Source organism: Polaromonas sp. CG_9.5 (genome assembly GCF_035984465.1).
Taxonomy (GTDB): Bacteria; Pseudomonadota; Gammaproteobacteria; order Burkholderiales; family Burkholderiaceae_C; genus Polaromonas.
The window spans coordinates 37,939-61,940 of record NZ_JAXCHR010000012.1; the positions used below are offsets into that span (position 1 = coordinate 37,939).

Annotated in this window: 24 protein-coding genes; 4 read left to right on the top strand and 20 right to left on the bottom strand. The window is 61.0% G+C overall.

Annotation, left to right across the window (positions count from 1 at the left end):
* Nucleotides 1–9: 9 nt before the first annotated feature.
* Nucleotides 10–1,668 carry a Na/Pi cotransporter family protein gene (locus RCH06_RS11015; protein WP_327081509.1) on the top strand — a complete coding sequence of 553 codons (1,659 nt, stop codon included), beginning with the start codon at nt 10–12 and terminating at the stop codon, nt 1,666–1,668.
* 106 nt (nt 1,669–1,774) lie between these two features.
* Here the strand turns inward: RCH06_RS11015 and RCH06_RS11020 are convergent, their stop codons facing one another.
* The 3 genes from RCH06_RS11020 to RCH06_RS11030 all read right to left on the bottom strand — a co-directional run bounded on the left by RCH06_RS11020 (nt 1,775) and on the right by RCH06_RS11030 (nt 5,787).
* Nucleotides 1,775–3,190 (bottom strand): DUF1501 domain-containing protein, encoded by a 1,416-nt coding sequence (locus RCH06_RS11020; protein WP_327081510.1) that lies wholly within the window; start codon nt 3,188–3,190, stop codon nt 1,775–1,777.
* 18 nt (nt 3,191–3,208) lie between these two features.
* A complete protein-coding gene (locus RCH06_RS11025; protein ID WP_327081511.1) occupies nt 3,209–4,660 on the bottom strand; it encodes a DUF1800 domain-containing protein in 1,452 nt (483 codons plus the stop codon).
* A 131-nt stretch (nt 4,661–4,791) separates the two neighbouring features.
* Nucleotides 4,792–5,787, bottom strand: a complete 996-nt coding sequence (locus tag RCH06_RS11030) for a quinone oxidoreductase family protein (RefSeq protein ID WP_327081512.1) — start codon at nt 5,785–5,787, stop codon at nt 4,792–4,794.
* Nucleotides 5,788–5,932: 145 nt separating this feature from the next.
* On the opposite strand from RCH06_RS11030, the gene RCH06_RS11035 reads away from it, so the two are divergent.
* Nucleotides 5,933–6,832 (top strand): DMT family transporter, encoded by a 900-nt coding sequence (locus tag RCH06_RS11035; protein ID WP_327081513.1) that lies wholly within the window; start codon nt 5,933–5,935, stop codon nt 6,830–6,832.
* Nucleotides 6,833–6,840: 8 nt separating this feature from the next.
* Here the strand turns inward: RCH06_RS11035 and RCH06_RS11040 are convergent, their stop codons facing one another.
* The 10 genes from RCH06_RS11040 to RCH06_RS11085 all read right to left on the bottom strand — a co-directional run bounded on the left by RCH06_RS11040 (nt 6,841) and on the right by RCH06_RS11085 (nt 16,741).
* Nucleotides 6,841–7,209 carry a hypothetical protein gene (locus tag RCH06_RS11040; protein WP_327081514.1) on the bottom strand — a complete coding sequence of 123 codons (369 nt, stop codon included), beginning with the start codon at nt 7,207–7,209 and terminating at the stop codon, nt 6,841–6,843.
* Between the two features lie 21 nt (nt 7,210–7,230).
* Nucleotides 7,231–8,025 (bottom strand): SDR family oxidoreductase, encoded by a 795-nt coding sequence (locus RCH06_RS11045; RefSeq protein WP_327081515.1) that lies wholly within the window; start codon nt 8,023–8,025, stop codon nt 7,231–7,233.
* Between the two features lie 151 nt (nt 8,026–8,176).
* Complete coding sequence (locus RCH06_RS11050; protein ID WP_442799645.1) at nt 8,177–9,109, bottom strand: DMT family transporter; 933 nt, start codon at nt 9,107–9,109, stop codon at nt 8,177–8,179.
* 250 nt (nt 9,110–9,359) lie between these two features.
* Nucleotides 9,360–10,871 carry a tripartite tricarboxylate transporter permease gene (locus RCH06_RS11055; RefSeq protein ID WP_327081516.1) on the bottom strand — a complete coding sequence of 504 codons (1,512 nt, stop codon included), beginning with the start codon at nt 10,869–10,871 and terminating at the stop codon, nt 9,360–9,362.
* Between the two features lie 12 nt (nt 10,872–10,883).
* Entirely contained in the window at nt 10,884–11,372 is a 489-nt protein-coding gene (locus RCH06_RS11060) for a tripartite tricarboxylate transporter TctB family protein (protein ID WP_327081517.1), read from the bottom strand.
* Nucleotides 11,373–11,560: 188 nt separating this feature from the next.
* Entirely contained in the window at nt 11,561–13,363 is a 1,803-nt protein-coding gene (locus RCH06_RS11065; protein ID WP_327081518.1) for a GspE/PulE family protein, read from the bottom strand.
* A 43-nt stretch (nt 13,364–13,406) separates the two neighbouring features.
* Nucleotides 13,407–14,174, bottom strand: a complete 768-nt coding sequence (locus RCH06_RS11070; RefSeq protein ID WP_327081519.1) for a spermidine synthase — start codon at nt 14,172–14,174, stop codon at nt 13,407–13,409.
* Nucleotides 14,175–14,263: 89 nt separating this feature from the next.
* Nucleotides 14,264–15,322, bottom strand: a complete 1,059-nt coding sequence (locus RCH06_RS11075; protein WP_327081520.1) for a tyrosine-type recombinase/integrase — start codon at nt 15,320–15,322, stop codon at nt 14,264–14,266.
* A 4-nt stretch (nt 15,323–15,326) separates the two neighbouring features.
* Nucleotides 15,327–15,899 carry a DNA-deoxyinosine glycosylase gene (locus RCH06_RS11080; RefSeq protein ID WP_327081521.1) on the bottom strand — a complete coding sequence of 191 codons (573 nt, stop codon included), beginning with the start codon at nt 15,897–15,899 and terminating at the stop codon, nt 15,327–15,329.
* Nucleotides 15,893–16,741 carry a TatD family hydrolase gene (locus RCH06_RS11085; RefSeq protein WP_327081522.1) on the bottom strand — a complete coding sequence of 283 codons (849 nt, stop codon included), beginning with the start codon at nt 16,739–16,741 and terminating at the stop codon, nt 15,893–15,895. Before RCH06_RS11085 ends, RCH06_RS11080 begins: the two co-directional genes overlap by 7 nt.
* 186 nt (nt 16,742–16,927) lie before the next feature.
* Between RCH06_RS11085 and RCH06_RS11090 the strand changes: the two genes are divergently transcribed.
* On the top strand, nt 16,928–17,188 hold the full coding sequence (locus RCH06_RS11090) for a hypothetical protein (RefSeq protein ID WP_327081523.1): 261 nt from the start codon (nt 16,928–16,930) through the stop codon (nt 17,186–17,188).
* Between the two features lie 247 nt (nt 17,189–17,435).
* Here RCH06_RS11090 and RCH06_RS11095 read toward each other — a convergent pair whose 3' ends face one another.
* The 5 genes from RCH06_RS11095 to RCH06_RS11115 form a co-directional block, all read right to left on the bottom strand.
* Nucleotides 17,436–17,609, bottom strand: a complete 174-nt coding sequence (locus RCH06_RS11095) for a hypothetical protein (protein ID WP_327081524.1) — start codon at nt 17,607–17,609, stop codon at nt 17,436–17,438.
* Nucleotides 17,610–17,904: 295 nt separating this feature from the next.
* Complete coding sequence (locus tag RCH06_RS11100) at nt 17,905–19,227, bottom strand: hypothetical protein (RefSeq protein WP_327081525.1); 1,323 nt, start codon at nt 19,225–19,227, stop codon at nt 17,905–17,907.
* 41 nt (nt 19,228–19,268) lie between these two features.
* Nucleotides 19,269–20,021: a hypothetical protein gene (locus RCH06_RS11105; protein WP_327081526.1), complete on the bottom strand. Its 753-nt coding sequence runs from the start codon at nt 20,019–20,021 to the stop codon at nt 19,269–19,271.
* Between the two features lie 53 nt (nt 20,022–20,074).
* A complete protein-coding gene (locus RCH06_RS11110; protein ID WP_327081527.1) occupies nt 20,075–20,656 on the bottom strand; it encodes a hypothetical protein in 582 nt (193 codons plus the stop codon).
* 45 nt (nt 20,657–20,701) lie between these two features.
* A complete protein-coding gene (locus RCH06_RS11115; protein WP_327081528.1) occupies nt 20,702–20,977 on the bottom strand; it encodes a DnaJ domain-containing protein in 276 nt (91 codons plus the stop codon).
* Nucleotides 20,978–21,316: 339 nt separating this feature from the next.
* On the opposite strand from RCH06_RS11115, the gene RCH06_RS11120 reads away from it, so the two are divergent.
* Nucleotides 21,317–21,802: a hypothetical protein gene (locus RCH06_RS11120; protein WP_327081529.1), complete on the top strand. Its 486-nt coding sequence runs from the start codon at nt 21,317–21,319 to the stop codon at nt 21,800–21,802.
* Nucleotides 21,803–22,002: 200 nt separating this feature from the next.
* On the opposite strand, the gene RCH06_RS11125 is transcribed toward RCH06_RS11120, so the two are convergent.
* Both RCH06_RS11125 and RCH06_RS11130 read right to left on the bottom strand, forming a co-directional pair.
* The gene (locus RCH06_RS11125; RefSeq protein WP_327081530.1) at nt 22,003–23,607 is read right to left on the bottom strand and encodes a sensor histidine kinase; all 1,605 of its coding nucleotides are present in this window, start codon (nt 23,605–23,607) and stop codon (nt 22,003–22,005) included.
* Complete coding sequence (locus tag RCH06_RS11130; protein ID WP_442799641.1) at nt 23,604–23,981, bottom strand: response regulator; 378 nt, start codon at nt 23,979–23,981, stop codon at nt 23,604–23,606. The genes RCH06_RS11125 and RCH06_RS11130 overlap by 4 nt, the downstream gene beginning before the upstream one ends.
* Nucleotides 23,982–24,002 lie beyond the last annotated feature (21 nt).

The window sequence follows — 24,002 nt, forward strand, 5'->3', positions numbered from 1 at the left end:
TGAACACCTATGAAGCATTTGTTGAATCTTTTGGCCGCCATTGCGCTGCTGGTCTGGGGCACGCATCTGGTGCGCACCGGCATCCTGCGCGTGTTCGGCGCCAACCTGCGCCAGATCCTGGCGCGTAGCATCAGCAACCGCTTCACCGCCGCGCTGTCGGGCATTGGCGTGACGGCGCTGGTGCAGTCGAGCACCGCCACTTCGCTCATCGTTTCCTCCTTTGTCGGCCAGGGCCTGGTGTCACTGCCGCTGGCGCTGGCCGTGATGCTGGGTGCCGACGTTGGCACCAGTTTGATGACGGTGGTGTTCTCGTTTGATCTGTCCTGGCTGTCGCCGCTGTGCATTTTTGTCGGGGTGGTGCTGTTTCTTTCAAAGCCTGAAACCAACGCGGGCCGTTTTGGCCGGGTGCTGATCGGTCTGGGCCTGATGCTGATGGCGCTGAAACTGGTCGGCACGTCCACACAAGTGCTGACGCAGGCACCGGCCGTGCGGGCGTTGCTCGAATCCCTGGGCAGCGATTTGCTGCTTGAAATCACTGTCGGGGCTTTTCTGGCGGTGGTGTCTTATTCCAGCCTGGCCGTGGTCTTGCTGACGGCCACGCTGGTCGGCACCAGCGTGATTGCCAGCGATGTGGCGCTGGGCCTGGTGCTGGGCGCCAACCTGGGCAGCGGCTTGCTGGCGGTCATCACCACCGCGCGCTCGGCCATTGAAGTGCGGCGGGTGCCGCTGGGCAACCTGATGTTCAAGGTGCTGGGCGTGGCCATCGCCGCACCATTTGTCGGCCTGTGGCTGCGTTATGCACGGCCTTATCTGGGCGAGCCGGCCAGCGTGGTGGTGATGTTTCACCTGACTTTCAATCTGCTGGTGGGAATTGCGTTCATTGGCTGGACGCAAGTGATTGCGGGTTGGGTTGAAAAACTGCTGCCCAAGCCGCCAAAAAGCAGCCTTGGCAGCCGGCTGCCGCACCTGGACCCGTCGGCCCTGACCACGCCGTCGCTGGCCATTTCCTGCGCTGCGCGGGAAGCGCTGTACCAAGCCGACATGGTGGAAACCATGCTGCGCGGCATGCTTGAAGTCATCCGCAAGGACGACCTGGCGCTGGCCGAAGCCTTGCGCAAGATGGACGACACGGTCGATGAGCTGTATTCGTCCATCAAGTACTACCTAACCAAAATCTCGCGCGAAGCGCTGGACGAGCAAGAAAGCCGGCGCTGGACCGACATCATCAGTTTCACCATCAACATGGAGCAGATCGGCGACATCATCGAGCGGGTGCTGCTCGACATTGAGGACAAGAAAATCAGGCCGCGCCGGCAGTTTTCAGAAGCCGGCATGGCCGAGATTGTCGAATTGCACCAGCGGCTGACGGACAACCTGCGGCTGGGCATGAGCGTGTTTTTGAACGGCAATGTGCGCGACGCCCAAAAGCTCCTTGAAGAAAAAGCCCGCTTTCGCGACCTGGAGCGCGCCTACGCCAGCACGCATCTGGGCCGGTTGTCGGCCAACACACTGCAAAGCCAGGAAACCAGTTCGCTGCACATTGACCTGATCAGCGACCTCAAGCGCATCAATTCGCATATCTGCTCGATTGCCTACCCGATTCTGGATTCAGCCGCCGCACTGGCACCCAACCGCCAGCTGTCCACAGGAGTCGACGAAAAAGCCTGAGCGCTTCTTTTTTAATAGCTGCCTGCGCCCGCCAGTAGTGCACAAGACGGCTATTTCATCAATATTTTTATCGCGCGCGGCTATTTAAGCGTCGACTGCACGGCCATCAGGCTTTTTTCAGCAAACCATCCAGCCGCTGGTCCCAATGGGCATTGGGCAAGACACTGGCCAGTTGCGAATCGCTGAGCGAAAAGGTGCGGCGCAACACTTGCGCCAGCACGGCGCGGTAGTCATGGTGCGCCGGCAGGTCTCGTCCTTCGTTCAGGTTGCCCTGGGCTAGACCGCTCCATTCGCCATGCCAGCGCCCGCCCGCCACGCGATTGCCAATCAGCCACAGCGCATTGCCAAAACCGTGGTCGGTGCCGCGTGTGCCGTTCTCAAAACTCGTGCGGCCAAACTCGCTCATCACCACGATCACATCGCCAGGTTCCGAAAATACCTGGCGCAGCTGCGCAATGCCGCGCCCGAGATTGCCCAGGTTGTTGGCCAGCTGTCCGGTGGCAGCACCTTGGTTCGCATGGGTATCCCAGCCGCCCGCTGACAAAAACCCCAGCCGCAGCTTGCGGTCGTTGCGCATCAAGGTGCCGAGGTGCTGCGCATCCAGCTGCAGCCCGACCGGATCAGGCGCGCCGTTGCTGGCGGCCAACATTTGCGCGGACCGCATCTGGAGATTGGCCGGCACGCCGTCGCGGTCCAGGCTGCGGTCTGGCGGGCGCTGTGCTTGCTGCAGGGCCATGTCGCGGCGCGCGCCAGCTTCGGCTTTTTCAGAAGTCAGCTCTTGCGCGCTTTCCATGCGGCTGTTGACGCCCTGCCGGAACGCCACGCCCAAACGGTCATTGCCACCATACAAGTCCAGCAGGGCCTGACGGGTCTGGTCGTTGGCCAGCACGCCGGTTTTTTCGGCAGCCTGCCCGCGTGGAATCAGCCTGACGGGAGCTGGCCCGCCCAAAATGACCGGATTGGCTTCACCCACCCCGATGGCGATGGCAGGGTCAGCGCCCGAGGTGCGGCTGGCATTGACGGGCGGGCCGTTCAATTCGGCTACTGTGTTGAGCCAGCCGGGCGCACTGCTGGTTTTGCCGGTGCGGGCAATTTCCATCTGGTACTGGGCATCAAAATGCGAACGGTTGGGCGCGGGAAGGCCTGCCGCCGGCACAAAACCCAGCACGCCCTGCTGCCACAAAGGCAGCAGCGGGCTGAGCGCCGGATGCAGCGCAAAGGTGTTGTCGAGCTTCAAGGCGGTTTGCGCTGTGCCGTCGGGCGCGTCAATCGCAATATGGGGCCGGATGGCGTAGTAATCCTTGTCGGCATACGGCACAAAAGCCGACAAGCCGTCACAGGCGCCGCGCAAAAAAACCACCACCAGCCGGCCACCGCCGGGCAACAGGTTTCCGCCACCGGGCGCGGGTTGCGCCCACACGCGGCGCGAAGTACCGCAAAGTGCCAAGGCAGACACCGCGCCCATGCCCAGCAGGCTGCGGCGGTGGAGCAAAGCGGATGCCGTAAAAATTGAATTGTTCATGGTGCGGACGTTCCAGGTTTATTTGCGCATGAAGTCGGGGCTTGCCAGCGTCAAGCCGGTGCGCAGCCGGGGCGGTTCACGGGCAATGCGCGCCTGCGTAGCGGGACTCAAATAAGCATTGAGGTACGAAACCTCCGGAATGCGCGCAGCCAGCCCCATCGCAAAGTCGGCGCGCCGCGTCAGCGCTTCGGGTGCAAGCCAGGTGGCAGCGTCGGTTTTATACCCGTCGGGCGTGGGCCAGCCATGCATCGGCTGGCCGGCCTGCGCCAGAAAGCCCAGGGTTTGCGTCACGTCGCGCCGGTCTTTCACGCCGCCGCCAGCGGTCAGCGCCGAGCAGGCAAAGTCCATCGGGGTTTTGAAAAGCGGGTTGTCTGCGGCCCAGAATTCAGGCGACGACACCAGGGTGCGCATCACCGCGCGCAGGTCGCCCTGGCTGGCCAGAAAGGTCTGGCGCAAGCGCGCGACCAGGGCGGCGGGCGGCTGGTCTGCCACAAAAAAAGTCGCCAGTCGCTCTGACACCCGCTGGGCCGTCGCCGGCTGGCGCGCCAGAAAGCGGATGGCGTCCTCGCCTTCCTGCTGACCTTGATTGGTGTAATGCCGGCCCATAAACGTCTTGTCGCCCTTGTCGTGCAGCCGATCGGCAAACCGGAATCCTTCGCCCGCTTTCAGGTTGACGGTCCAGCCGGTCAGGATGCGCGCGAGTTCATGCACGTCGTTTTGCGTGTAGCCGCCGCCCACGCCCAGTGTGTGCAGTTCCATCAGTTCACGCGCATAGTTTTCGTTCAGCCCGCGACTGTTGCTTTGTGCCTGGTCCAGGTAATACAGCATGGCCGGATGCTGGGCGCTGGTGAGCAGCAAATCTTCAAAACGGCCCAGCGCATGGGCGCGGATGACATTGACCGCGTAATGCCCGACAAATGGCCGTACGTTGCCTTTGCCGACAAACACATTGAGGTGGTTAAACCAGAACTCGGTCATGCGCGCCAGCAAGGGGTTTTCCAGCGCCGGGTCGCTGCAGGCCATGACTCGCCAGGCAGCGGCACTTTGCGCCATGTCACGGCTGAAGGTGGGCGCACCTAATGCCGTTGACACGCGCGGCAATGGGCCGGCAGCATCGGACACGGCCTGCGTACGCAATACCTTGCGAGCTTCGCGCTCGGCCTGAAAGTCAAGCGCAATAGCGCCCAGCGGTGCATTGATGCGCGCCAACTCTGGCGCAATAGCAGGCGGTTGCTGACTGGCTGCGTAGGCCGCATCGATCTGGTTCAACGCCCAGGCCTGGGGCGTCAGCGCTGTGGCCGGTTCAGAGGTGGGGGCGTAACCCAAACGCGAAGTAGCACGCCACACGGCAGGCGGGGAACCGCCCGGCATGCCGACAGGCGCGGTGCTGGTTTGTGCGTTGGCCAGCAGGCTGGCCAACGCAGTAAGGGTGGCCGCAACCAGGCGGCTTGCGGTAAAAGGGTGGGGCATGGCAATCTCCTGCGAGCGTTTTTAACGCACGGGCGATCGGTTGCGTTGCCTTGCAAGGACAGCTTTACACAGATTTACCGCAGGCGGTGGCGGGGTTCCAGCGCACGCCTTGCAGCGCTGACATTACATCGCTACAGCGTCAGGATGGTGCAGCCAGTGGTCTTGCGCGCTTCCAGCGCCCGGTGCGCCTCGGCCACGTCAGCCAAGGCAAAACGCTGGTCAATGCGAATCTTCACTTGGCCGCTGACGACCATGTCAAACAGCTCGTCAGCCATTTCCTGCGTGCTTTCGCGCGTGGTGATGTGCGAAAACAAGGTCTGGCGCGTCACATACAGCGAGCCTTTGGGGCCAAGAATGCCGGGCGAAAACGGCGCCACCGGGCCGGACGCATTGCCAAAGCTCGCCATCAGGCCGAAAGGCCGCAGGCAGTCAAGCGAACGGTCAAACGTGTCCTTGCCGACTGAGTCGTAAACCACTTTCACACCCAGCCCGCCGGTGATTTCCTTGACGCGGGCAACGAAGTCTTCTTTCGCGTAGTTGATGACGAACGCCGCGCCATGTTCCTTGGCCAGCGCGCATTTTTCGTCTGATCCAGCCGTGCCAATCAGCTGCAGCCCCATCGCTTTGGCCCACTGGCAGGCAATCAGGCCGACACCGCCGGCAGCGGCATGAAACAGCACAAAGTCGCCCGGCATCAAGCCGCCCTGCGGCTGGGTGCGGCGCAGCAGGTATTGCGCCGTCAGGCCCTTGAGCATCATGGCCGCGCCAGTCTCGAAGGAAATCGCGTCCGGCAGCTTGCACACGCACTGAGCCGGCATGACGCGCACTTCGCAATAACTGCCCGGCGGCTGGCTGGCGTAGGCGGCGCGGTCGCCCGGCTGCAGGTGCGTGACGCCTTCGCCGACGGTTTCGACGATGCCGGATGCTTCCATGCCGAGCTGCAGCGGCATCGGCGACGGGTACAGGCCGCTGCGCTGGTACACGTCGATAAAGTTCAGCCCGATGGCTTTGTGGCGGATGCGGATCTGGCCGGGGCCGGGTTCGCCCACCTGCACCGCCACCAGCTTGAGTTCTTCAGGGCCGCCGTGCTGGTCGATGCGGACGGCTTGAGAGGTGATGGCGGTCATCAGGTGTTTCCTTGTCGGGTAATCAGTGAATCGGGGGAAGGCGTTGGGCCGTCATGGTGACACGAATTGCGGCGCGCTGCTGGCGGCTGCAGCGCGCCAAAGCGCCTGCGTGAAAGCCGGCTGGCAGCTTGGTAAAGTCATGTCCATGAATCAACGCCTGACTCCGTCTACCGCCCTGCTGCTGGCCCTTCCGCCCTTGTTGTGGGCCGGCAATGCGGTCGTTGGCCGCCTGGTTCATGAGCTGATTCCGCCGATGACGCTGAACTTCCTGCGCTGGGTGCTGGCGTTCCTGATTCTTTTGCCGCTGGCGCACCGCGTGCTGCGGCGCAGCAGCCGCGTATGGCCGGACTGGAAACACTTTGCGCTGCTCGGCCTGCTGGGCGTGGGTTGCTACAACGCGCTGCAATACCTGGCGCTGCAGACTTCGACACCGCTCAATGTCACGCTGGTGGCGTCGAGCATTCCGGTGTGGATGCTGGGGGTGGGCGCGCTGTGCTTTGGTCAAAAAATCTCGCGCCAGCAGATGGCCGGCGCCTTGCTGTCGGTGGCCGGCGTGCTGGTGGTGCTGTCACGCGGGCAATGGGCGCTGCTGGTGCAAGTGCGGCTGGTGCCGGGCGACGTGTATGTGTTGCTGGCGACGCTGGCCTGGGCTTTTTACAGCTGGCTGCTGGCAAAACCCGGTGCATCGCCCGAACTGCGCAGCGACTGGGCGGCGTTTTTGATGGCGCAGATTGTCTTTGGCCTGGGCTGGTCTGGCCTGTTTGCAGGCGTCGAATGGGCCGTGACGGATGCGCATATCAGTTGGGGCTGGCCGCTGGTTGCCGCGCTGCTCTACATCGCCATCGGCCCGGCGGTGCTGGCCTACCGCTGCTGGGGCATGGGCGTGCAGCGCGTCGGCCCGGCGATTGCCGGATTCTTCTCGAACCTGACGCCGCTGTTTGCCGCGCTGCTGTCAGCGGCTTTTTTAGGTGAAGTGCCACATCTCTACCATGCACTGGCGTTTTTGCTGATTGTGAGCGGCATCGTGGTGTCGTCGCGGCGCTGAGGCGGTGGTTAGTCTTGCCCAAACGCCTGCCTGAACGCATCGCAAAACGCATCTGTTCCACTGAGCAGCAGCGTCAGGGTGTGGCGCGGTTTGCCGGGGGCACCGGCTTGCACATCCAGCGAACCGGTTGCCGCGTTGAAGGTGATGCGTTCGGGCGCGGTGAATTCGCGAACGCCGTGCAGGTCATAGTCCCAGTCACCGCCCTCGGCAACCGGGCCGCGTGTGCCGGGAAAGGCTTGGTGCGCCCAGCGCAGCACACCAGCCACTTCCGCCTGCACGGCGGCCACCTGTTCGGGCCAGGTCGAAGCCATCGCTTCAAACGTGCCGGTGCCTTCGGTGTCTTCGCTGAAATCGAAGTGCAAATACTGCAAACTCATGCGCTCTGCCCTGTCAGTCAGTCAGAAGGTTCCCGGATACGCGCCACCGTCAGCCAGCACGTTCTGGCCGGTCATGTAGGCGGCTTGCTGGCTGCACAGGAACGCGCAAATCGCGCCGAACTCGTCAGGCGTGCCGTAACGCCCGGCAGGGATTTGCGCTTGTTGCGCGCGGCGGATTTCATCAACGCTCTTGCCCGACTTTTCGGACGCGGCGCGCACGGTGGTGGCAATGCGGTCGGTGTCGAACTTGCCGGGCAGCAGGTTGTTGATGGTCACGCCCTGCGCGGCCAGCGGGGTGCGCGCCACGCCGGCGACAAAACCCGTCAGCCCGCTGCGCGCGCCGTTGGACAAACCCAAAATATCAATCGGTGACTTGACCGAGCTGGAGGTGATGTTGACGATGCGACCAAAACCGCGCGCGGCCATGCCATCGACGGTCGCCTTGATGAGTTCGATGGGCGTCAGCATGTTGGCGTCGACCGCCTTGATCCAGGCCTCGCGATCCCAGTCGCGGAAGTCGCCCATCGGCGGGCCGCCGGCATTGGTGACGACGATGTCAAATTCCTTGCGCAGCGCGAACACGGCGGCGCGGCCTTCGACCGTGGTGATGTCTGCAGCCACAAATTGCACGGTAGCGCTTGCTGGACGGGCGCTGTCAGCTATTAATTTATTAGCAGCGGCTTCGAGCACTTCTACGCCACGCGCGACGATGAGCACATGCACGCCTTCGCGCACCAGCGCCTGCGCGCAGCCAAAACCCAGCCCTTTGCTGGCACCGCAAACCAGCGCGTATTTACCGGCAATTCCTAAATCCATGTTGATTCCTTGAAGTCGTGTCGTGGTCAGTTTAAAGAACCATCATACGAAAAAAGTGGCTCTAGCGCATGCTGTACGTGCGTAATCAGCTATTAATTAAATAGCGTTCGGTAGCCGGGCCGCAATGGCTGCGAGCCAGCAGGTTGACGCTCTAGCGCGCCGCCCGCGTGAAAACAAAAATCCCGGCAATCACCAGCACCGTGCCGGCGGCCACCCAGGCGGTGAAAGGCTCGCCCAGAATGACCACGCCCATCAGGATGGTGGACAGCGGGCCAATCATGCCGGTCTGGGCCGCCAGGCTGGCACCGATGCGTTCAATCGCCATCATCACCATCAGCACCGGCACGGCGGTACACAGCGTAGCGTTGAGCACCGACAGCCAGATCACCTCGGGCGCGACCATGGCGGCGCTCAAGGGGCGCAGCACCACGAATTGCAGCAGGCAAAGCAGGCACGCCACGCTGGTGGCCAGGCCGACCAGCCGCATCGAGCCCAGGCGCTTGACCATTTCGCCGCTGTAGACCAGATACAGCGCATAGCTGACCGCGCTGCCAAACACCAGCAGTGCGCCCCAGGCGGCGTCGCTGCCCTGCAGCGTGATTTCATGGCTGAACACCAGCGCCACGCCGGCATAACTGAGGGCCATGCCGATGAGGTGCGGCAGCGCAATGCGCCGCTGGTAAAACACCAGCCCCAGCAGCAACACCAAAGTCGGGTTGAGGTACAAAATCAGCCGCTCCAGCGAGGCGCTGATATAGGCCAGCCCGGCAAAGTCCAGGAAGCTGGCCAGGTAATAGCCAGTCACACCCAGCCACACGATGCCCAGCCAGTCCTTGCGGGAAAGCGGCGCTTTGCCCCGGCTGGCCCACCAGGCCATAAGCGCAAAAATCGGCAGCGCAAACAGCATGCGGTACATGATCAGCGTGACCGCATCGACGCCGTGCCGGTAGGCGAGCTTGACGATGATCGCCTTGCCGCTGAAGGCAATCGCCCCGAAGCTGGCGAGCAACAGGCCAGTCGCTATGCTTTTGGGAGCTGCTTGCGCTGATGGAGCATGCGCCACAGGCTTGTTGGGTTCAGAAATAGGAGTCAAGGTGTGGATGAGCTAGATGCGATCAAGCTGCGGCGGATGCTGGCGTGTTGCAGGGCGTCAAGTTTGGCACGGAACGGCGCGCAGGCGTCATCGGACATGGGCGCGAGACTCCCCTTGATTGCAGAAGGCTGACGTTGGACGGACGCCGTTTGACAGGCCGGCAGCCACGGCGAAGCTGAATTGCCCATGAAAAACGGCACCCGAAAGTGCCGTTTTTCATGTTGCGGCCAACCCGCCAGCGTCACTCTTCGACAAAGGCTTCTTCGCGCTTGTTTTTCACGGAAGGCAACAGCACGATGACGATCATCAGCACCGCCACCGCCAGCAGGCCGGCAGAAATCGGACGCGTCACAAACACGCTCCAGTCGCCACGCGACAGCAGCAATGCGCGGCGCAGGTTTTCTTCCATCATCGGGCCCAGAATGAAGCCCAGCAGCAAGGGCGCAGGCTCGCAACCCAGCTTGACGAAGATGTAACCGATGACGCCGAACAGACCCACCATCCAGACATCCCAAGTGTTGTTGTTGGTCGAATACACGCCAATCGCGCAGAACAGCACGATGGCCGGGAACAGGTAGCGGTACGGCACCGTGAGCAGCTTGATCCAGATACCGATCAGCGGCAGGTTCAAAACCACCAGCATCGCATTGCCGATCCACATTGAGGCAATCAGACCCCAGAACAGTTCCGGGTTGCTGGTCATGACCTGCGGGCCGGGCTGGATGTTGTGAATCGTCATCGCGCCCACCATCAGCGCCATCACGGCGTTGGGGGGAATACCCAGTGTCAGCAGCGGAATGAAGGAGGTTTGCGAACCCGCATTGTTGGCCGACTCAGGCGCTGCCACACCACGGATGTTGCCCTGGCCGAAAGGCACTTCGCCCGGCTTCATCTTCATTTTCTTTTCCAGCGCATAAGCGGCGAACGCCGACAACAACGCGCCACCACCCGGCAAGATACCCAGCGCACAGCCCAGGAAAGTACCGCGCAGCACGGCGGGCGTCATGTCCTTGAAGTCCTGCTTGGTAGGGAACAGGCCCGACACGCCGGCGGTGAACACTTCGCGCTCACTTTCTGGCTGCGCCAGGTTGCTGATGATCTCGCCGTAGCCGAACACGCCCATGGCAATCACCACGAAGCCGATGCCGTCGGTCAGTTCCGGAACGTCAAAGCTGAATCTGGCCACACCCGAATTCACGTCGGTGCCGACCAGGCCGAGCAGCAGGCCCAGCACGATCATGGCAATGGCTTTGAGCAGCGAGCCCGACGCCAGCACCACCGCGCCAATCAGGCCCAGGGTCATCAGCGAAAAGTATTCAGCCGGGCCGAACTTGAAAGCCAGTTCGGTCAGTGGCGGCGCAAACGCCGCCAGAATCAAGGTGCCCACGCAACCGGCAAAGAACGAACCCAGACCGGCTGCCGCCAGCGCTGGCCCCGCCCGGCCTTTTCGGGCCATCTGGTAGCCGTCGATACAGGTGACGACCGAGGACGACTCTCCCGGTAAATTAACCAAAATGGCCGTGGTCGACCCCCCGTATTGCGCGCCGTAATAAATGCCGGCCAGCATGATCAGCGCCGACACCGGCGGCAGTGCGTAGGTAGCGGGCAGCAGCATGGCGATGGTCGCCACCGGGCCGATGCCGGGCAACACGCCAATCAGCGTTCCCAAGATACAGCCGACCAGGCAATACAGCAGGTTGATCGGCGTGAAGGCCACGCCGAAACCCAGTGAGAGATGTTCAATCAGTTCCATTTTTTATTCTCCTTAGCCGGTGATGAAAGCAGGCCACACCGGGAACTGCAGCTTGAGCGCCAGCACGAAGGCGATGTAGCTGCCAATTGCAAGCACCGTGGCCAGAATGAACGTGGCCTTGAACTTCCAGCCTTCTTCAGCCATGCTGGCAATGAACACCAGCGCGTAAATGGCAATGATCATGCCCATGGCAGGAAAGCCAAAGTACGGCAAGCCGGCCAGCAGGGCGCCAAACACCAGGTTGGCCAGAATCACGAAGAACAGCGGCTTCCAGGCCCACTTGCCGATCTTGTCACCGTCCATGGTTTCGACCACCAGCGACTTGAAGGTGATGACCGCGCCCAGAATCACCATCAGGATACCCAGGTAGAGCGGGAAATAACCCGGCCCCATGCGCGCGCCACTGCCCACGTTATAGGTCGTTGCACCCCAGGCAAACGCCAACCCGACGCCCATGAACATGAGCCCGGAAAAAAAGTCTTTTTGACTCTTGATATTCACGGTTTGTCTCCTCTATAAAGAATGAATCGGTGGATTGTGCATTTAAAGAATGTGACCAGGTATGTGGCTTTCACCTACATCGGGCTTACCCCTAGCCCCCCTTTTGGGGCCCTTCTGGCGCCCTTTTTTCAGGCCAGCATGCGCGCCCAACACCCCGGGCGCAGCCCGACTCTTGCCCGCGCTGCCGCTCAGTTCAAGGGCGGCGTGGTAGCCAAAATTTCTTCAATGGTGGTTAGCCCCTCGGCCACCTTCAGCGCACCGGCCAGCCGCAGCGGTCGCATGCCTTCGCTGATGGCCTGGCGGCGCAGCGCGTCCATGTTGGGCTCTTTGGAGACTTTTTCCTTGAACGATTCCGTCACCGTCAGCAACTCGTACAAGCCCATCCGCCCCCGAAAGCCCGTCATGCGGCAATCCACGCAGCCGACCGGTTTGTAAGGCTGGTAACTGCCGTTGATTTTCCAGGGCTTGACCATTTCGGCCAGCGTTTCGCGGTTCGCGTTTTCATCTGGCTGTTTGCAGTGCTTGCACAGCGTGCGCACCAGCCGCTGGGCCAGCACGCCAAGCAAGGTGGCGTTGATCAGATAAGACGGCACGCCCAGCTCCATCAGGCGCGAAACCGCCGACGGCGCGTCGTTGGTATGCAGCGTACTAAACACCAGGTGCCCCGTGAGCGCTGCCTGCACCGCCATTTCTGCAGTTTGCAGGTCGCGTATCTCGCCCACCATGATGATGTCCGGGTCTTGCCGCATCAAGGAGCGCAGGCCTTCGGGAAAGCCGAAGTTCAGCATCGGCTGCACCTGCGTCTGGTTGAAGGCCGGCTCGATCATCTCGATCGGGTCTTCAATCGTGTTGATGTTGACCTCTTCGGTCGCCAGCCGTTTCAGCGTCGAATACAGCGTGGTGGTTTTGCCCGAACCGGTCGGCCCGGTGACCAGCACAATGCCATAAGGTCGCTTGACGAGTTGCTCCCAACGCTCGGCATCGTGCGCCGAAAAACCCAGCGCATCGAGGTTCTTGACCGTCGTGTCGGGGTCAAAAATCCGCATCACCATTTTTTCGCCGAAGGCGGTTGGCAGCGTGGACAGGCGCATCTCGACTTCGTCGCCGCGCGGGTTGCGGGTCTTGATGCGGCCATCTTGCGGCCGGCGCTTTTCCACCACGTCCATGCGGCCCAGCAGCTTGATGCGCGCCGTCATGGCGTTGTGAACGCCCATCGGCATCTGATACACCGGGTGCAGCACGCCATCAATGCGAAAGCGGATTACGCCCTGCTCGCGGCGCGGCTCCAGATGAATGTCGCTGGCGCGCTGGTCAAAAGCGTATTGCCACAGCCAGTCCACCACCTGCACCACGCCCTGGTCGTTGGCATCCAGTTGCTTGTTGCTTTTGTTCAGCTCCACCAGTTGCTCAAAACTGGCCGAGGTGGAACCGCCGCTTGACTTGAGCGCCGCCTTGACAGATTTCGCCAGCGCAAAAAATTCGGCGGTGAATTTGCTGATTTCCAGCGGATTGGCTACCACCAGGCGCACGCTGCGCCTGGACTGGCGCTCCACCTCGGCCACCCAGTCGCTCACGAAAGGCTGCGACGTGGCAATCACCAACTCGTGCGACTTGACCAGTACCGGCAGCACTTTGTGGCGCTCGGCATAAATCGCCGACATGCTGTCAGCGACCTTGCCCACATCCACCTTGAGCGGGTCAATGCGCAAATACTGCAATCCTGCGCGTTCGGCCAGCCACTGGCTCATGGTTTCAAGGTCCAGGGGTTTGCCGTCGGACACGCGCGGCATGCCAAAGTTGGCCAGCCTGACCAAGGGATGCTGGGCACTTTGCACTTGGGAACAACGGGCAATGGTGCGCTCTGCATCGGCCGGGCTGATGAGTCCGTCTTCGCGCAGCCACTCAATCAGCGTGCGCCAGTCCAGTGGCCCCACATGCAGCGTGCGGGGAGCCGAATTCAAAGGCGGATTGGGGGGAAGCACAGCGCTCATAAAAGGCTCTTTACCGCAAAGGGTTGTTTCAAAAAAATGCGACTCACAGCACCGGCTTGAAAAGCCTGAGCCACTTCTTGGCCGGCAAGTCCCAGCGCGACTCCACCACACCGGCCCGCTGCAAGAGGTCAGCGCGCTCCGGCCGGGTCGGCTCACGCTGGGCCATCACCACTGTGTTGCCCTCGCGCGTCGGCCTGAAGGCCCAGATCGACTCCGGGCCAAACGCATCGGCCATCTTGACCAGCGACTGCTCGTAGCTCGAATCGCGGCCAAACAGGTTCACCGTCATCACGCCGTCTTCAGTCAGCAACTCGCGGCAGTGGGCATAAAAATCTGCATCGTCCAGCACCGGCGCGGCGGCTTGTTCATCGTACAAATCAACATGCAGCAAATCCACCGTGCCCTGATGCTCGGGTTTCTGGATTTCTGCGCCGGCATCGGCATTGATGACGCGCAGCCGCAAGTCATCGCGCGGCAGCTTGAACCACAAATGGCAAGCGGTGATGACCTGCGGGTTGATTTCAATGGCAGTGGTTTTCATGCGCAGTTTTTTGTAGCAAAACTTGGTCAGCGCAGCCGACCCCAGCCCGAGCTGCATGGCGTGTTTTTTGGCCATCGATTCGGCGTCAAGAAACAGCAGGCCCGCCATCATGCGCTGCACATACTCCAGCTCAATGTCATAAGGCGCGTCGCGCAGCATCGAGCCCTGCACCCATTCGCTGCCCAAGTGCAGAAACCGCACATCGCCGTAGTCAGAAAAATTAACCTCGGGCAAGTCCTGGGGAGTGTTCGCGTTGTCTTTTTTGGCCATGAAAGCTTGATCCTGATTTTTAAAGCGCCAACAGGCGCTACAGGCCTTATTTTCCCCCGATGCAGGCGGGCTGGCGGAATCAGGCGCAATCAGTCGGCTTGGCTGGCGTGGACGTGCTTGCGCAGCCGCAAAAGCGCCTGGCTTTCGCGCAGGCCGGCGCGGGCCAGCACTTCTTCTTCGGGCATGTCGGCATCCAGCCAGCGCACGATGCAGGAATTGCGCAGCGTCATCGGTCCGGCGTGGGCCAGCACGGTGTCCGGGTAACGCGGCCCCAACGTGGCGCTGACATGGCGGTTGGCCAGATGAAACAGCGCGCGCGGCGTCAGTCGACCGGCTTTTTTGCGCGACACAAACAGCGGCGTGTCGGCCGCTTCGGGCAAAGGCAGGGTGGCGCGCGCGGTCAGCCAAGCCAGCACGGCGGTGCTGACTTCTTCGGGCAGCGTGACGCGCCTGGCCTGCGCCTTGCGGGCGCCGCTCAGTTCAAGCATGACGGCTGCCACATCAGGTTGCGGGGTGGTTTCTTCAGCCCGAAACAACTCGCCCACGCCATGCACCGACCCCAGCCGGGGATGCTGCACGTCGCCGATGTCCAGCCCCGCCAGCTCGGCCACGGTAAGCGCCGACTGCATCATCAGCCGCAAAATCGCTTGGTCGCGCACGTCCAGCCACGGCTGGTCGGCGGGCGGCGGGTCTTGCGGCGGCGGCACGGCCTGCAGCAATGCAGCCCAGTCAATCGCATGAAACACCAGTGAATCCATCTGCTCGGTCGGCGACACGGAAGCGCCCACATCGACCGGATTGTCGGCAACCCATTCCTGCAGCACGGCAAAGGCATAAATCTTTTTCAGCACCCGGTAGTAGCGGCGCTGCGTGACCGTGCTGACATTCACCAGGCCACGCAGCAGTGCGCGCGGATTGAGCGCTTCAAGGTAAGCCCGCACATCGGGCGACCGGGCTTCGTTCCAGGACAGGGATTTTTGCGACAGCAGGTATTCAGTCCAGCCGACCCAAAGCGAATGGTAAGAAGCCAGCGAACGCGGCGACAGAGCGCCCTTGGGCTGCGAAGCACGCTCCAGCGCCCAGGCTTTGAACACACCCTCGGCGGTGGCAGGAACAGGGGAAAGAGGGGAAAGAGGCGATTTGCTCATTGATTCATACCCATCGATGTTTCTCAAAAACCTCGCGCCAGGCTGCGAGTTTGCGCTCGAACGACCAGGCGGCATGGGCCGGGCTGGACGATGGCAATTTATAAAATTTGACGCCCACGCTTTTCACCTTTTGTAATGCGCGGCCCTCCAACGGAGCTGAGTCTGCCTGGAGCGGCTCGGCACCCGCCAGCGCAGCGCTTACACGGCGCGCGTGTTTGAAGCTTTCGGCCCCGTTGTGGGCAATAGCTTGCAACGCGGGGCAAAGCCGCAGTATTTCAGCAAAATCGTTCAGCACCGGCGTGCGGATTTGGCTGTCCAGACTGCCCTCGCGTTCGCAGGCGGCGTACACATCCCACAGGCCCAGCCCCCTGGCCAGCAGCCATTCACTACGAATTTGATAGCTGCTTGCGCCCGTGGGCAGTGCGCAAGAAGGCCAAATGGCTTGCAAAATCTTCCAGAACTGGTTTTGCGGATGGCCGTAATACTGTTGCGACGCCAAAGAAGCGACGCCCGGAAAACTTCCCAAAATCAACACCTGCGTGTGGCTGGAAACCAAGGGCGGCAAGCCGGTCAGCATGGCAGCAAGCCCTTGAGTTTGGGGAAAGCTGCCAGCGCATTCGCCGTGGTGGCCCGCGCCAGCGCTTCATCCGACAGGCCGCGCAGCTGTGCCAGCACGCCGGCAATGCGCGGCAACTCGCCCGGCTCGTTGCGGCCCTGGCATTGCCCGTCGGCCCGCTGCTCTGCGGTGCGGTACAGCCAGTGCGGGGGAATGTCGGGCGAGTCGGTTTCCATCACCAGCGCGTCCAGCGGCAACTGGCTGGCCAGACGCCGGATCTGCCGGGCTGAATCAAACGTCACGGTGCCGCCAAAGCCCAGCTTGAACCCCAGCTTGATAAATTCCAGCGCCTGCTGCTCGCTGCCGTTGAAGGCGTGGCCAATGCCGCGCCAGCCACCTTCGGGCTGGAGCTCGCGCAGGTGTTTGAGCAGTTTGTCCGCCGAGCGCCGCACATGCAGGATGACCGGCAGACCGTGCTGGCGCGCCAGCTTGAGCTGCGCACGGTAAAAGAACTCCTGGCGCTCGCGCATCGGGCTTTGCTTGAGCGCCGGCACAAAATAATCCAGCCCGATTTCACCGACGGCTACCAGGCGCGGGTCAGATCTTCTGAGCGTCAGTTCGGCGTCCAGCGTTTGCAAGTCAGCCTCTTGTGCATCGGGCACGCACAGCGGATGAATGCCCAGCGCATAACTGTCTGAAAATTCATGCGCCAGCAGGCGAACCGCCGCAAAATTGCTTGCCGACACCGCCGGCAGCACACAGTGCGCCACCCCTTGGCGCGCAGCGCGCGCACGCACACTGGCCATGTCCGGCAAGAACTCTGCGGCGTCAAGATGGCAATGCGTGTCAATCCAGAAGGTCATGCAAAAAGTTAAAAAGAAAGAGAACGGCAGGGGCGGTAGTTGAGGAATGTTGACACATAAATGACGCGTCCGAAATGCGGGTGTTGGCTGCCCTTGCAGCCGCGATCAATCGGATGCCCACCAGCCCATCAGCTCAGGCACGCAAACCCGCTGCTGCTATCAAAAAGCGGACGCTGGCAAGTCACCTTGGGCGAGCAGCCTTTCCTGCCTATGCTGAAGCAGCCCCGAAAAAATCCTCAGGATGCGGCTTTTACGAAGGCCGGCGCTTTTGAAGTCACGGGCAGCGCGACAACGTTTCATGCCAACCAGACCGCGATGTTCAAGCAGCTTCCAGCGCTGGAAGCGACGTTTTCAGCATGGCCCGGCTTCAAGGGCATGACGCTGCATGAGTTCAGCCCGAAGACGCGGCTATATGTGCCGGGATGCCATAGTTTTCAAGGAAAATAAGGCGCTGGCGCAATGTGGGCGTGCGCTGCAAGCTATCGTATTCATAGCGATGCCAGTGTATTGATGGCCGGCTGGCCATCCTTGGCAAAAAGCAGCCCGCACTGCCTGGGCAGAACCTGTTTTTAAGCAAAAAGTGCCTGACGTCCACTGCCAGCAAGCGCCTACAGCTACTTTATCAATAGCAAACACCGAATCTTTGCAGACGCTTCCCAGAGCGGTAAAGCCCGCGCCGGGCGGCCTGTCGCGCCTATTTCTTCGCCACTTTGCGTTTGCGCGCTGGCGCGGCCTTGGGCAGCAGGGCATCAGTCCAGGCCTTGGTCATTTCGCGGGTGTTTTTGGCGGCTTCGCGTTTCACGGCGGCAGTGGCCTGCGCTCGGGCAGAGCCGGCAATTTTGTTGGCGCTGCTGAGAAACATGCTCATGAACGGATTTTTCACGACGGTCACCTTTCGTTCAAACAATGAAAGACGCCATGCTATACAGGCTTGCCGGGTGTGAAAACACAGCACCATCGCTCAAGCAGGTAGGACAGGGCCGCCAAACCATCCTGCTTCAGCCCATCCTGAAAATTTCGCCAATCACCGCCGTGAAACGCTTGCCCATCGACTCATCACGCCGGCAACTGACGCCGGCCGGGGTGCGTCAAGCGCCCTGCAAATGAATGCGTGCCGGACGACGCCACCGCCCTGCAATGCAAGCCGGCTCAAAAACAGCTCTTCACGCCTTCAAGTGGCATTCGCGCCGCAGCAGGGCCAGCGCGTCCTTCAAGGCGTAACTTGAATCACTTTGCAACACCGGCTGCGCCTCTTCGGCAAAGTCTTCCCACAACTGCAGATAGCCTTCCTGGTACTGCGCCGGGGCTTGCTCCAGAATGAATTGCCGCGCCAGTTCCGGATTGAAACTCGCCCCAGCGCCCGGTTTCTGGATCTTGCGCACCAACGCGGAAGCGCCTCGTTCGGTCAGCATGGTTTTGGGGGCGGCACCGGCGGCTACGCAGACAAACAGCGTCAGCAGCGAGCCGTCGTCGTGGTTGCCGCCTGTGGCTTTGTCCCAGGCGGCTGAAATGGAGTTTTCATGGTGCTGCATTTCGCTGGCCATGTCTTCCAGCCAGAAATAGCGGCCCAGCAGCGGCGGATGATGGTCTTCGCTGTCGTTGGCAAACAGTGCCCGCGCCGACAAGCCGCTGTCCAGAATCTGGGGCAAATCAGCCAGCAGCGATTGCTGCACGGTTTGCACCACCGCCCGCAGCTCATCGGGCAGGTTTTGCGGCAATGTGATGGAAACCGTCTGTGACCGGGCGCTGGCAGGAGCGGCGCCTTCTTTTTCAGCTTGTGCTGCTGCGCGGGTTTTGGCTGTGCGGTATTTTTTACGCAGCGCAGTGACCATCTTTTCAAACTCGACCCAATCGGGGAACTCGGTGCGCCGCGTGGCCATTGCCAGCAATGCGCTGCGAATCACCGCTTCGGCATGGGTGTGCGCTTCTTCGAGTTCTTCCGCGTCCATGCCCAGCTCAGTGGCCAGCCAGAGGGCGGCGTCTATCTCTTGCTGGAGCGGCTGGCGTCTGGCCAGCTCGGCCTGGTAGTCGGCAAAACTTCGCAGCGACCATTCGTCCAGCCCCTTCACCACGCCGCGCTCGTCTACGGCGTCACTATCGAGGCGCGTGTGAAAGCTGGTGCTTTCGGGCAGCGCCAGCATGGCTTTGAGCATGTCCGAGCCGCCCTTGGAGCGCGACAAAAAAGAATGGTCGCGCAGGGATTCGGCGGCACGCCTCAAGTCGCCGCCACTGGTGCTTTCAAGGTAAAGGCTGACCAGATTCACGATGCGGTTTTTGGCCTGCTCGATATCCGGGCGCAAAAACTCATTGCCGAAATAACGCGCAATTTGCACCATGCCCTTGGGCGCATCGGTGTAGATGGCTTCCAGTTTCTGGCGGTCGATGATGCCGTTTTGCAGGCCGAACTGCAGCGCTTTTTCAAAAAACGGACGCGCATCGTAAAGAGAAATTGAAGCCGGCGAAGCAGGCGCGATGGTGGGTTGCATGGGCATCGTGAAATAGGTGGGCTGTCCGGGCTGGGCGCCCTTCAGATGGCCGATTCTTCGTCAGAGTCGCGGGCGACCGGCGTGGCCTTGCCCCGGTCGGTGTCGCCGGTTTCGACCTTGCCATCGTCCTCTTCGGTGTCGTCGCCCTCTTCTTCGTCCAGTCCGGCATCGTGCGCGCGGGCCTTGGCGCGCAGCACCGTGAGCATTTCAATGAACAGGTCCGGAATTTCGTAGCGCAGCAGCCAAGCCAGCTCCATCCAGTCATGGTCAGCGATTTCGTCTTGCTCCAGCGTCGGTTTTTCATAGGCGCGGGCTTGCAGCTCGGCCTTTGACAGCAATTCGCCGGTGTCCTTCATGGCATCAAAACTGCCATGAAAGGCAAACGCTTCGATGCGATCCCACTTCTCGGTGAAATAGTCGGCCAGCGCTTCGCTGCCGCCTTCGAGGTCGCCAATCGCATTCAAAAATTCAAGCGGGTCGGCGTCTTCCCGAAAAATAATTGAATTGACCATGCCGCGCAGGTGCGTGCGGGTCAAGTCCTTGTACTGCTTTTCAATCACCACGGCCCGCGCAAACTGCTCGGGCGTGACCAGCAGGTTGACCACCGACTCTTTGGAGTTGTCGTATTCGCGGATCACCGCCAGGATGTCCTTGGGCGGCAACTGGGCCAGCACGACCATCAGCGCCGCGTCGCCCTCGGCGTCGGCCAGCTCGACCAGCGCGCCTTCAGCGCCCACGATGTCACCGGCGGCAATCAGAAGCTGGGTTTTTTCAATCAAGGCAAGGTGGTTCATAAAGGCTCCGCGTTTCTTTCAAATCTGTCTCTAGAGATAGCGCCCGTTGCGGCTCAGTCCTTGCGGTCAAAGCCCTGGCCCGACATCCACTCGGCGCCCGCCTCGGCGCGGGTGCGGGCATCGCCGCGCAGCTCGTCTTGTTCATGGGTGTTGAACTCGTCCTGGTAGTCATCGGTGTCTTCAGACTCGCCCTCTTCATCCTCGTCTTGGGAAGCATCGCTGGCGCCTTGCCCGCCGAATGCGGCATCGGGCTTGCCCGCCATGTACTGCAGACCGGCGGCCAGCGTCAAAAACCATTCGCCCTGGGGCGATTGCAAAATCACCTGCACCAGCTCGCGCGTCCACGGTGCCAAGTCAATGCCGCCCGACAGGCTGCTCCATTCGGGAAACTCATCGGCGTCATGGCTCAGCAGGTGCTCCATCAGCGCAGGCTCCCTGAAGGCAAAGCCCTGATGAAAAACGACCGCCACCATCTCGGGGCTGAGTTCCATCATTTGCACCAGAAAGCCGATCTGTTTGCGCTTGTCAGCCAGGCGCTGGCGCAACACATCGCGCCCGTCAGAGTCAAACGTCAGGTCGTCCATTTCGGACTGGTAGGCCGAGCGCAGGTTGCGAAAAAAAGGGGAAATGTTCATGCTGCCGGGGTTTTCATGTTTTGCATCTTTGCCGTCACACAGGCATCAAAGCAGTGGGTTTAAATAATTGCGCCAAATCTCTTGCGCCGTCTCGATAGGACTGTCGAGCAGGTTGCGGCGGCGGTTGTCGTCATAAGCCTGACGCCGGTCGGCATCCGACAGCACTTCGTAAGCCGCCTGCACCGCCCGAAAACGTGCCGCCGCATCAGGAGCCGGGTTTTTGTCGGGATGCCAGAAGGACGCTTTCTGGCGAAACGCTTTTTTGACGTCAGCCAGCGTCGCGGCACTGCTGAGCCCCAGGGTGGTGTAGTGGTCTGTCATGCGTGTTGTGGTTTTTGCTGAAACCGCAAGCGAATCGCTAACACGGCGTGCTGAAAAGTCCCGCCGGGCTGCAAAGCGCCGTCCGGGGTGCGCAGTGCGCGGGACGGTGATTATGCTTGACCAACACCTGCCGCACGACCGGCAGGGATTCAGTGGAAACCATGAAACTGCAGCGGCCATGGCTGCACACGGCCATGCAGTTCGCCCCTTTTGTCGCCTGCATTGCAGCGCTGAGGTTGCAACGCGATGTAAACGAAGTCAACGACGGGTAGCCGGCCATCGTTAATAGCCTGGTTGCAATGATTTCATTGCGGCAATTAATTTATCCTAAGGCTTACCATGAACAAGTTACTCGCTACCCTGATCGCCGGCCTGTTTGTTTCGGGCGCATTCGCCCAGGCACCTGCTGCAACTGTCGTTGCGCCCGCCACCCCGGCCGTCGTGAAAGCAGAAGCCAAGGCCGACAAAGCCACCGTCAAGGCCGTTGCATCCGAAGCCAAAGTCGATGCCAAGGCAGACGCCAAGGTCGCCAAATCGGCCATGAAATCCAGCAAAACCAAAGCCAAGGCACACGCCAAGGCCAAAACCAAAGCCCACGCCAAGGCAGCTGCAGCTGCACCTAAAAATAAAGTAGCTGCCGATGCCAAGGCCGACAAGATTGACGCCAAGGCCGATGCCAAAGCCGACAAGGCAATGGTCAACGCCAACGCCAAGACCGACAAAGTCAAGGTTGATGCCAAAGCCGACAAGACGAATGCCGCTGCTGTTACCGCTGCAGTGAAAGCCGACGGCAAGGCCGATATGAAAGCTGCCACCGTCAAGTAATTGATTTTTGCTCTCTTAAAAAGACAGGCCTGGCCTGTCTTTTTTTATGGACGCCTGCTTTTTCAGCACCTGCAGAGTGCAGCCTGACCGGATGAAACCCCTATGAATTTGATAGCTTCTTGCGCTCATCCTGATTGCGCTTGAGGCTTAAAAAGCACGGATCGGCGGCTGTGCAAGCTGGCTGTCCATGCCGCTTAATTTCACTTTTTAGCTTTAGACAGGCGCAGCTCCTGAGCCTGACAGTTCCCCAGCGTGAAGTGTAACGTCGCCCCTTCATTCGGGGCGGATGTGGCCCAAACCCTGCCGCCGTGGCGCGCGATGATTCTATGCACAGTGACCAGGCCAATGCCGGTTCCTGCAAATTCCGTCACACTGTGAAGCCGCTGAAAAGCGCCGAAAAGCTTGTCCGAATAAGCCATATCAAAACCCGCGCCATTGTCCTGCACTACATACACGGCCTCGCCATCCGGACCGGTCTCGCGCCGGAAAGTAATGCAGGCCTGCGGCTGCAGGCCGCTGAACTTCCAGGCATTTCCCAGCAGATTGTCAAGTACCTGGCGCAACAGATGCGGATCACCCTGGACGATCAGCGCGGGCTGGACCTCCACTTGCACCAGCCGGCCGGGCTCGCGTTCGCGGTAACCGTCCAGCACACTGTGGGCGATGGCACTCAGATCGACGCTGTCCCAGCTCAGCCTGCTGCGAGAAACCTGCGCCAGCGACAGCATGGCATCAATCAGCGTACCCATCTGCAGCACCCCTGCACGAATGCGGGCGAGGTGGTGTTGGATGCGCACACTTGCCGCACTGGCAGCGATTTCCTTGCCCAGCAAGCGGCTGAAGCCGTCAATGCTGCTCAACGGCGTGCGCAAGTCGTGGGAGACGGAATAGGAAAAAGCCTCCAGTTCCTGGTTGGCTAACTGCAGCTGCGCCGTGCGCTGCAGCACGCGCTCTTCCAGGCTGGCATTGAGGAGCAGTATTTCTTCCTGGGCCTGCTTGCGTTCGGTGATGTCGCGCAGCACGCTGACAATGAACCAGTTTGCGTCGAAGAGGTGGATCTGCTGATGCACTTCTACATCCAACGAGGAACCATCCTTGCGAAGTATTTGGGTTTGCGTCAACTCGTTTGTACCGTGACCGGCAATGAGGGCATCGTAGGCACTGTCCATCTGCTCAAGTGTGGCTATGCTGAGCGACGCTGGGCCCATCTGGAATAATTCTTCGCGCGTGTAGCCCAGCATGTTGCAGGCTGTCGCATTGACCTCGACAAAGTTCATGGTGTTGCGGTCGGTCAGTAAAATCGCATCGGCGGTGGCGTCCATGGCCGAGCGGAAGCATTGCAACTCGGCTGTACGCGCCTGCAACTGTTCCTCAAGGATGCGGGCATGGTTGCGGAGAAAATTACCAAACTCTTTCAGGCGCAGCAGGTTGCGCACCCTTAACCACAACTCAGCCTGCTCCACGGGTTTCGTCAAGAACTCTTCCGCCCCGGCACGCAGACCCGCCAAGCGCGCGCTGCGGTCGCTGAGCGCTGTCACCATGATGATCGGAATATTCGAGCTTACGGGGTCGGCCTTGAGCTGCGCGGCTACCCGGTAGCCATCCATCCCCGGCATCATGATGTCCAGCAAAATCAGGTCTGGTGCTTGCTGCGCAACCGCGGCCAGCGCCTCTTCACCGCTGGCGGCGCAGACGGTAAGATAGCCTTCGGGCCGCAACAGCGCTACAAGCAGCTTGCGGTTCAGGATTTCATCATCGACGATGAGTATGGTTGCGGGGGGGAGGGTCTCCACGGTGCTGGTCATGACGCCGGACCAATGGAATTTTCACTGGCCGCTTGCGGCTTCGCCTTGAGCAAGAGGGTGTCGATGGCTGCATACAATTCCTGGTAGCGCAGCGGTTTGGCGATATACCCGTCGCAGCCGGCTATCTGGCTCTTTTCCTGATCCGCTTTCATCGCCATCGCGGTCAGCGCAATGATGGGAATGGCGGCGGTGACCGGATTTGTTTTCAGCAGGGCCGTCGCCGCCAAGCCGTCCATGCCGGGCAGCTGGATATCCATGAGGATCAGGTCCGGCTGATCGTGGTCGTTGCGCGCCAGCGTCAAACCGGTTTCGGCATCGACTGCGCACAGCACCGTATGGCCGGCGTTGCGTAGCAGAAGAATGGCCAGTTTCATGTTCGCTGGATTGTCTTCAAT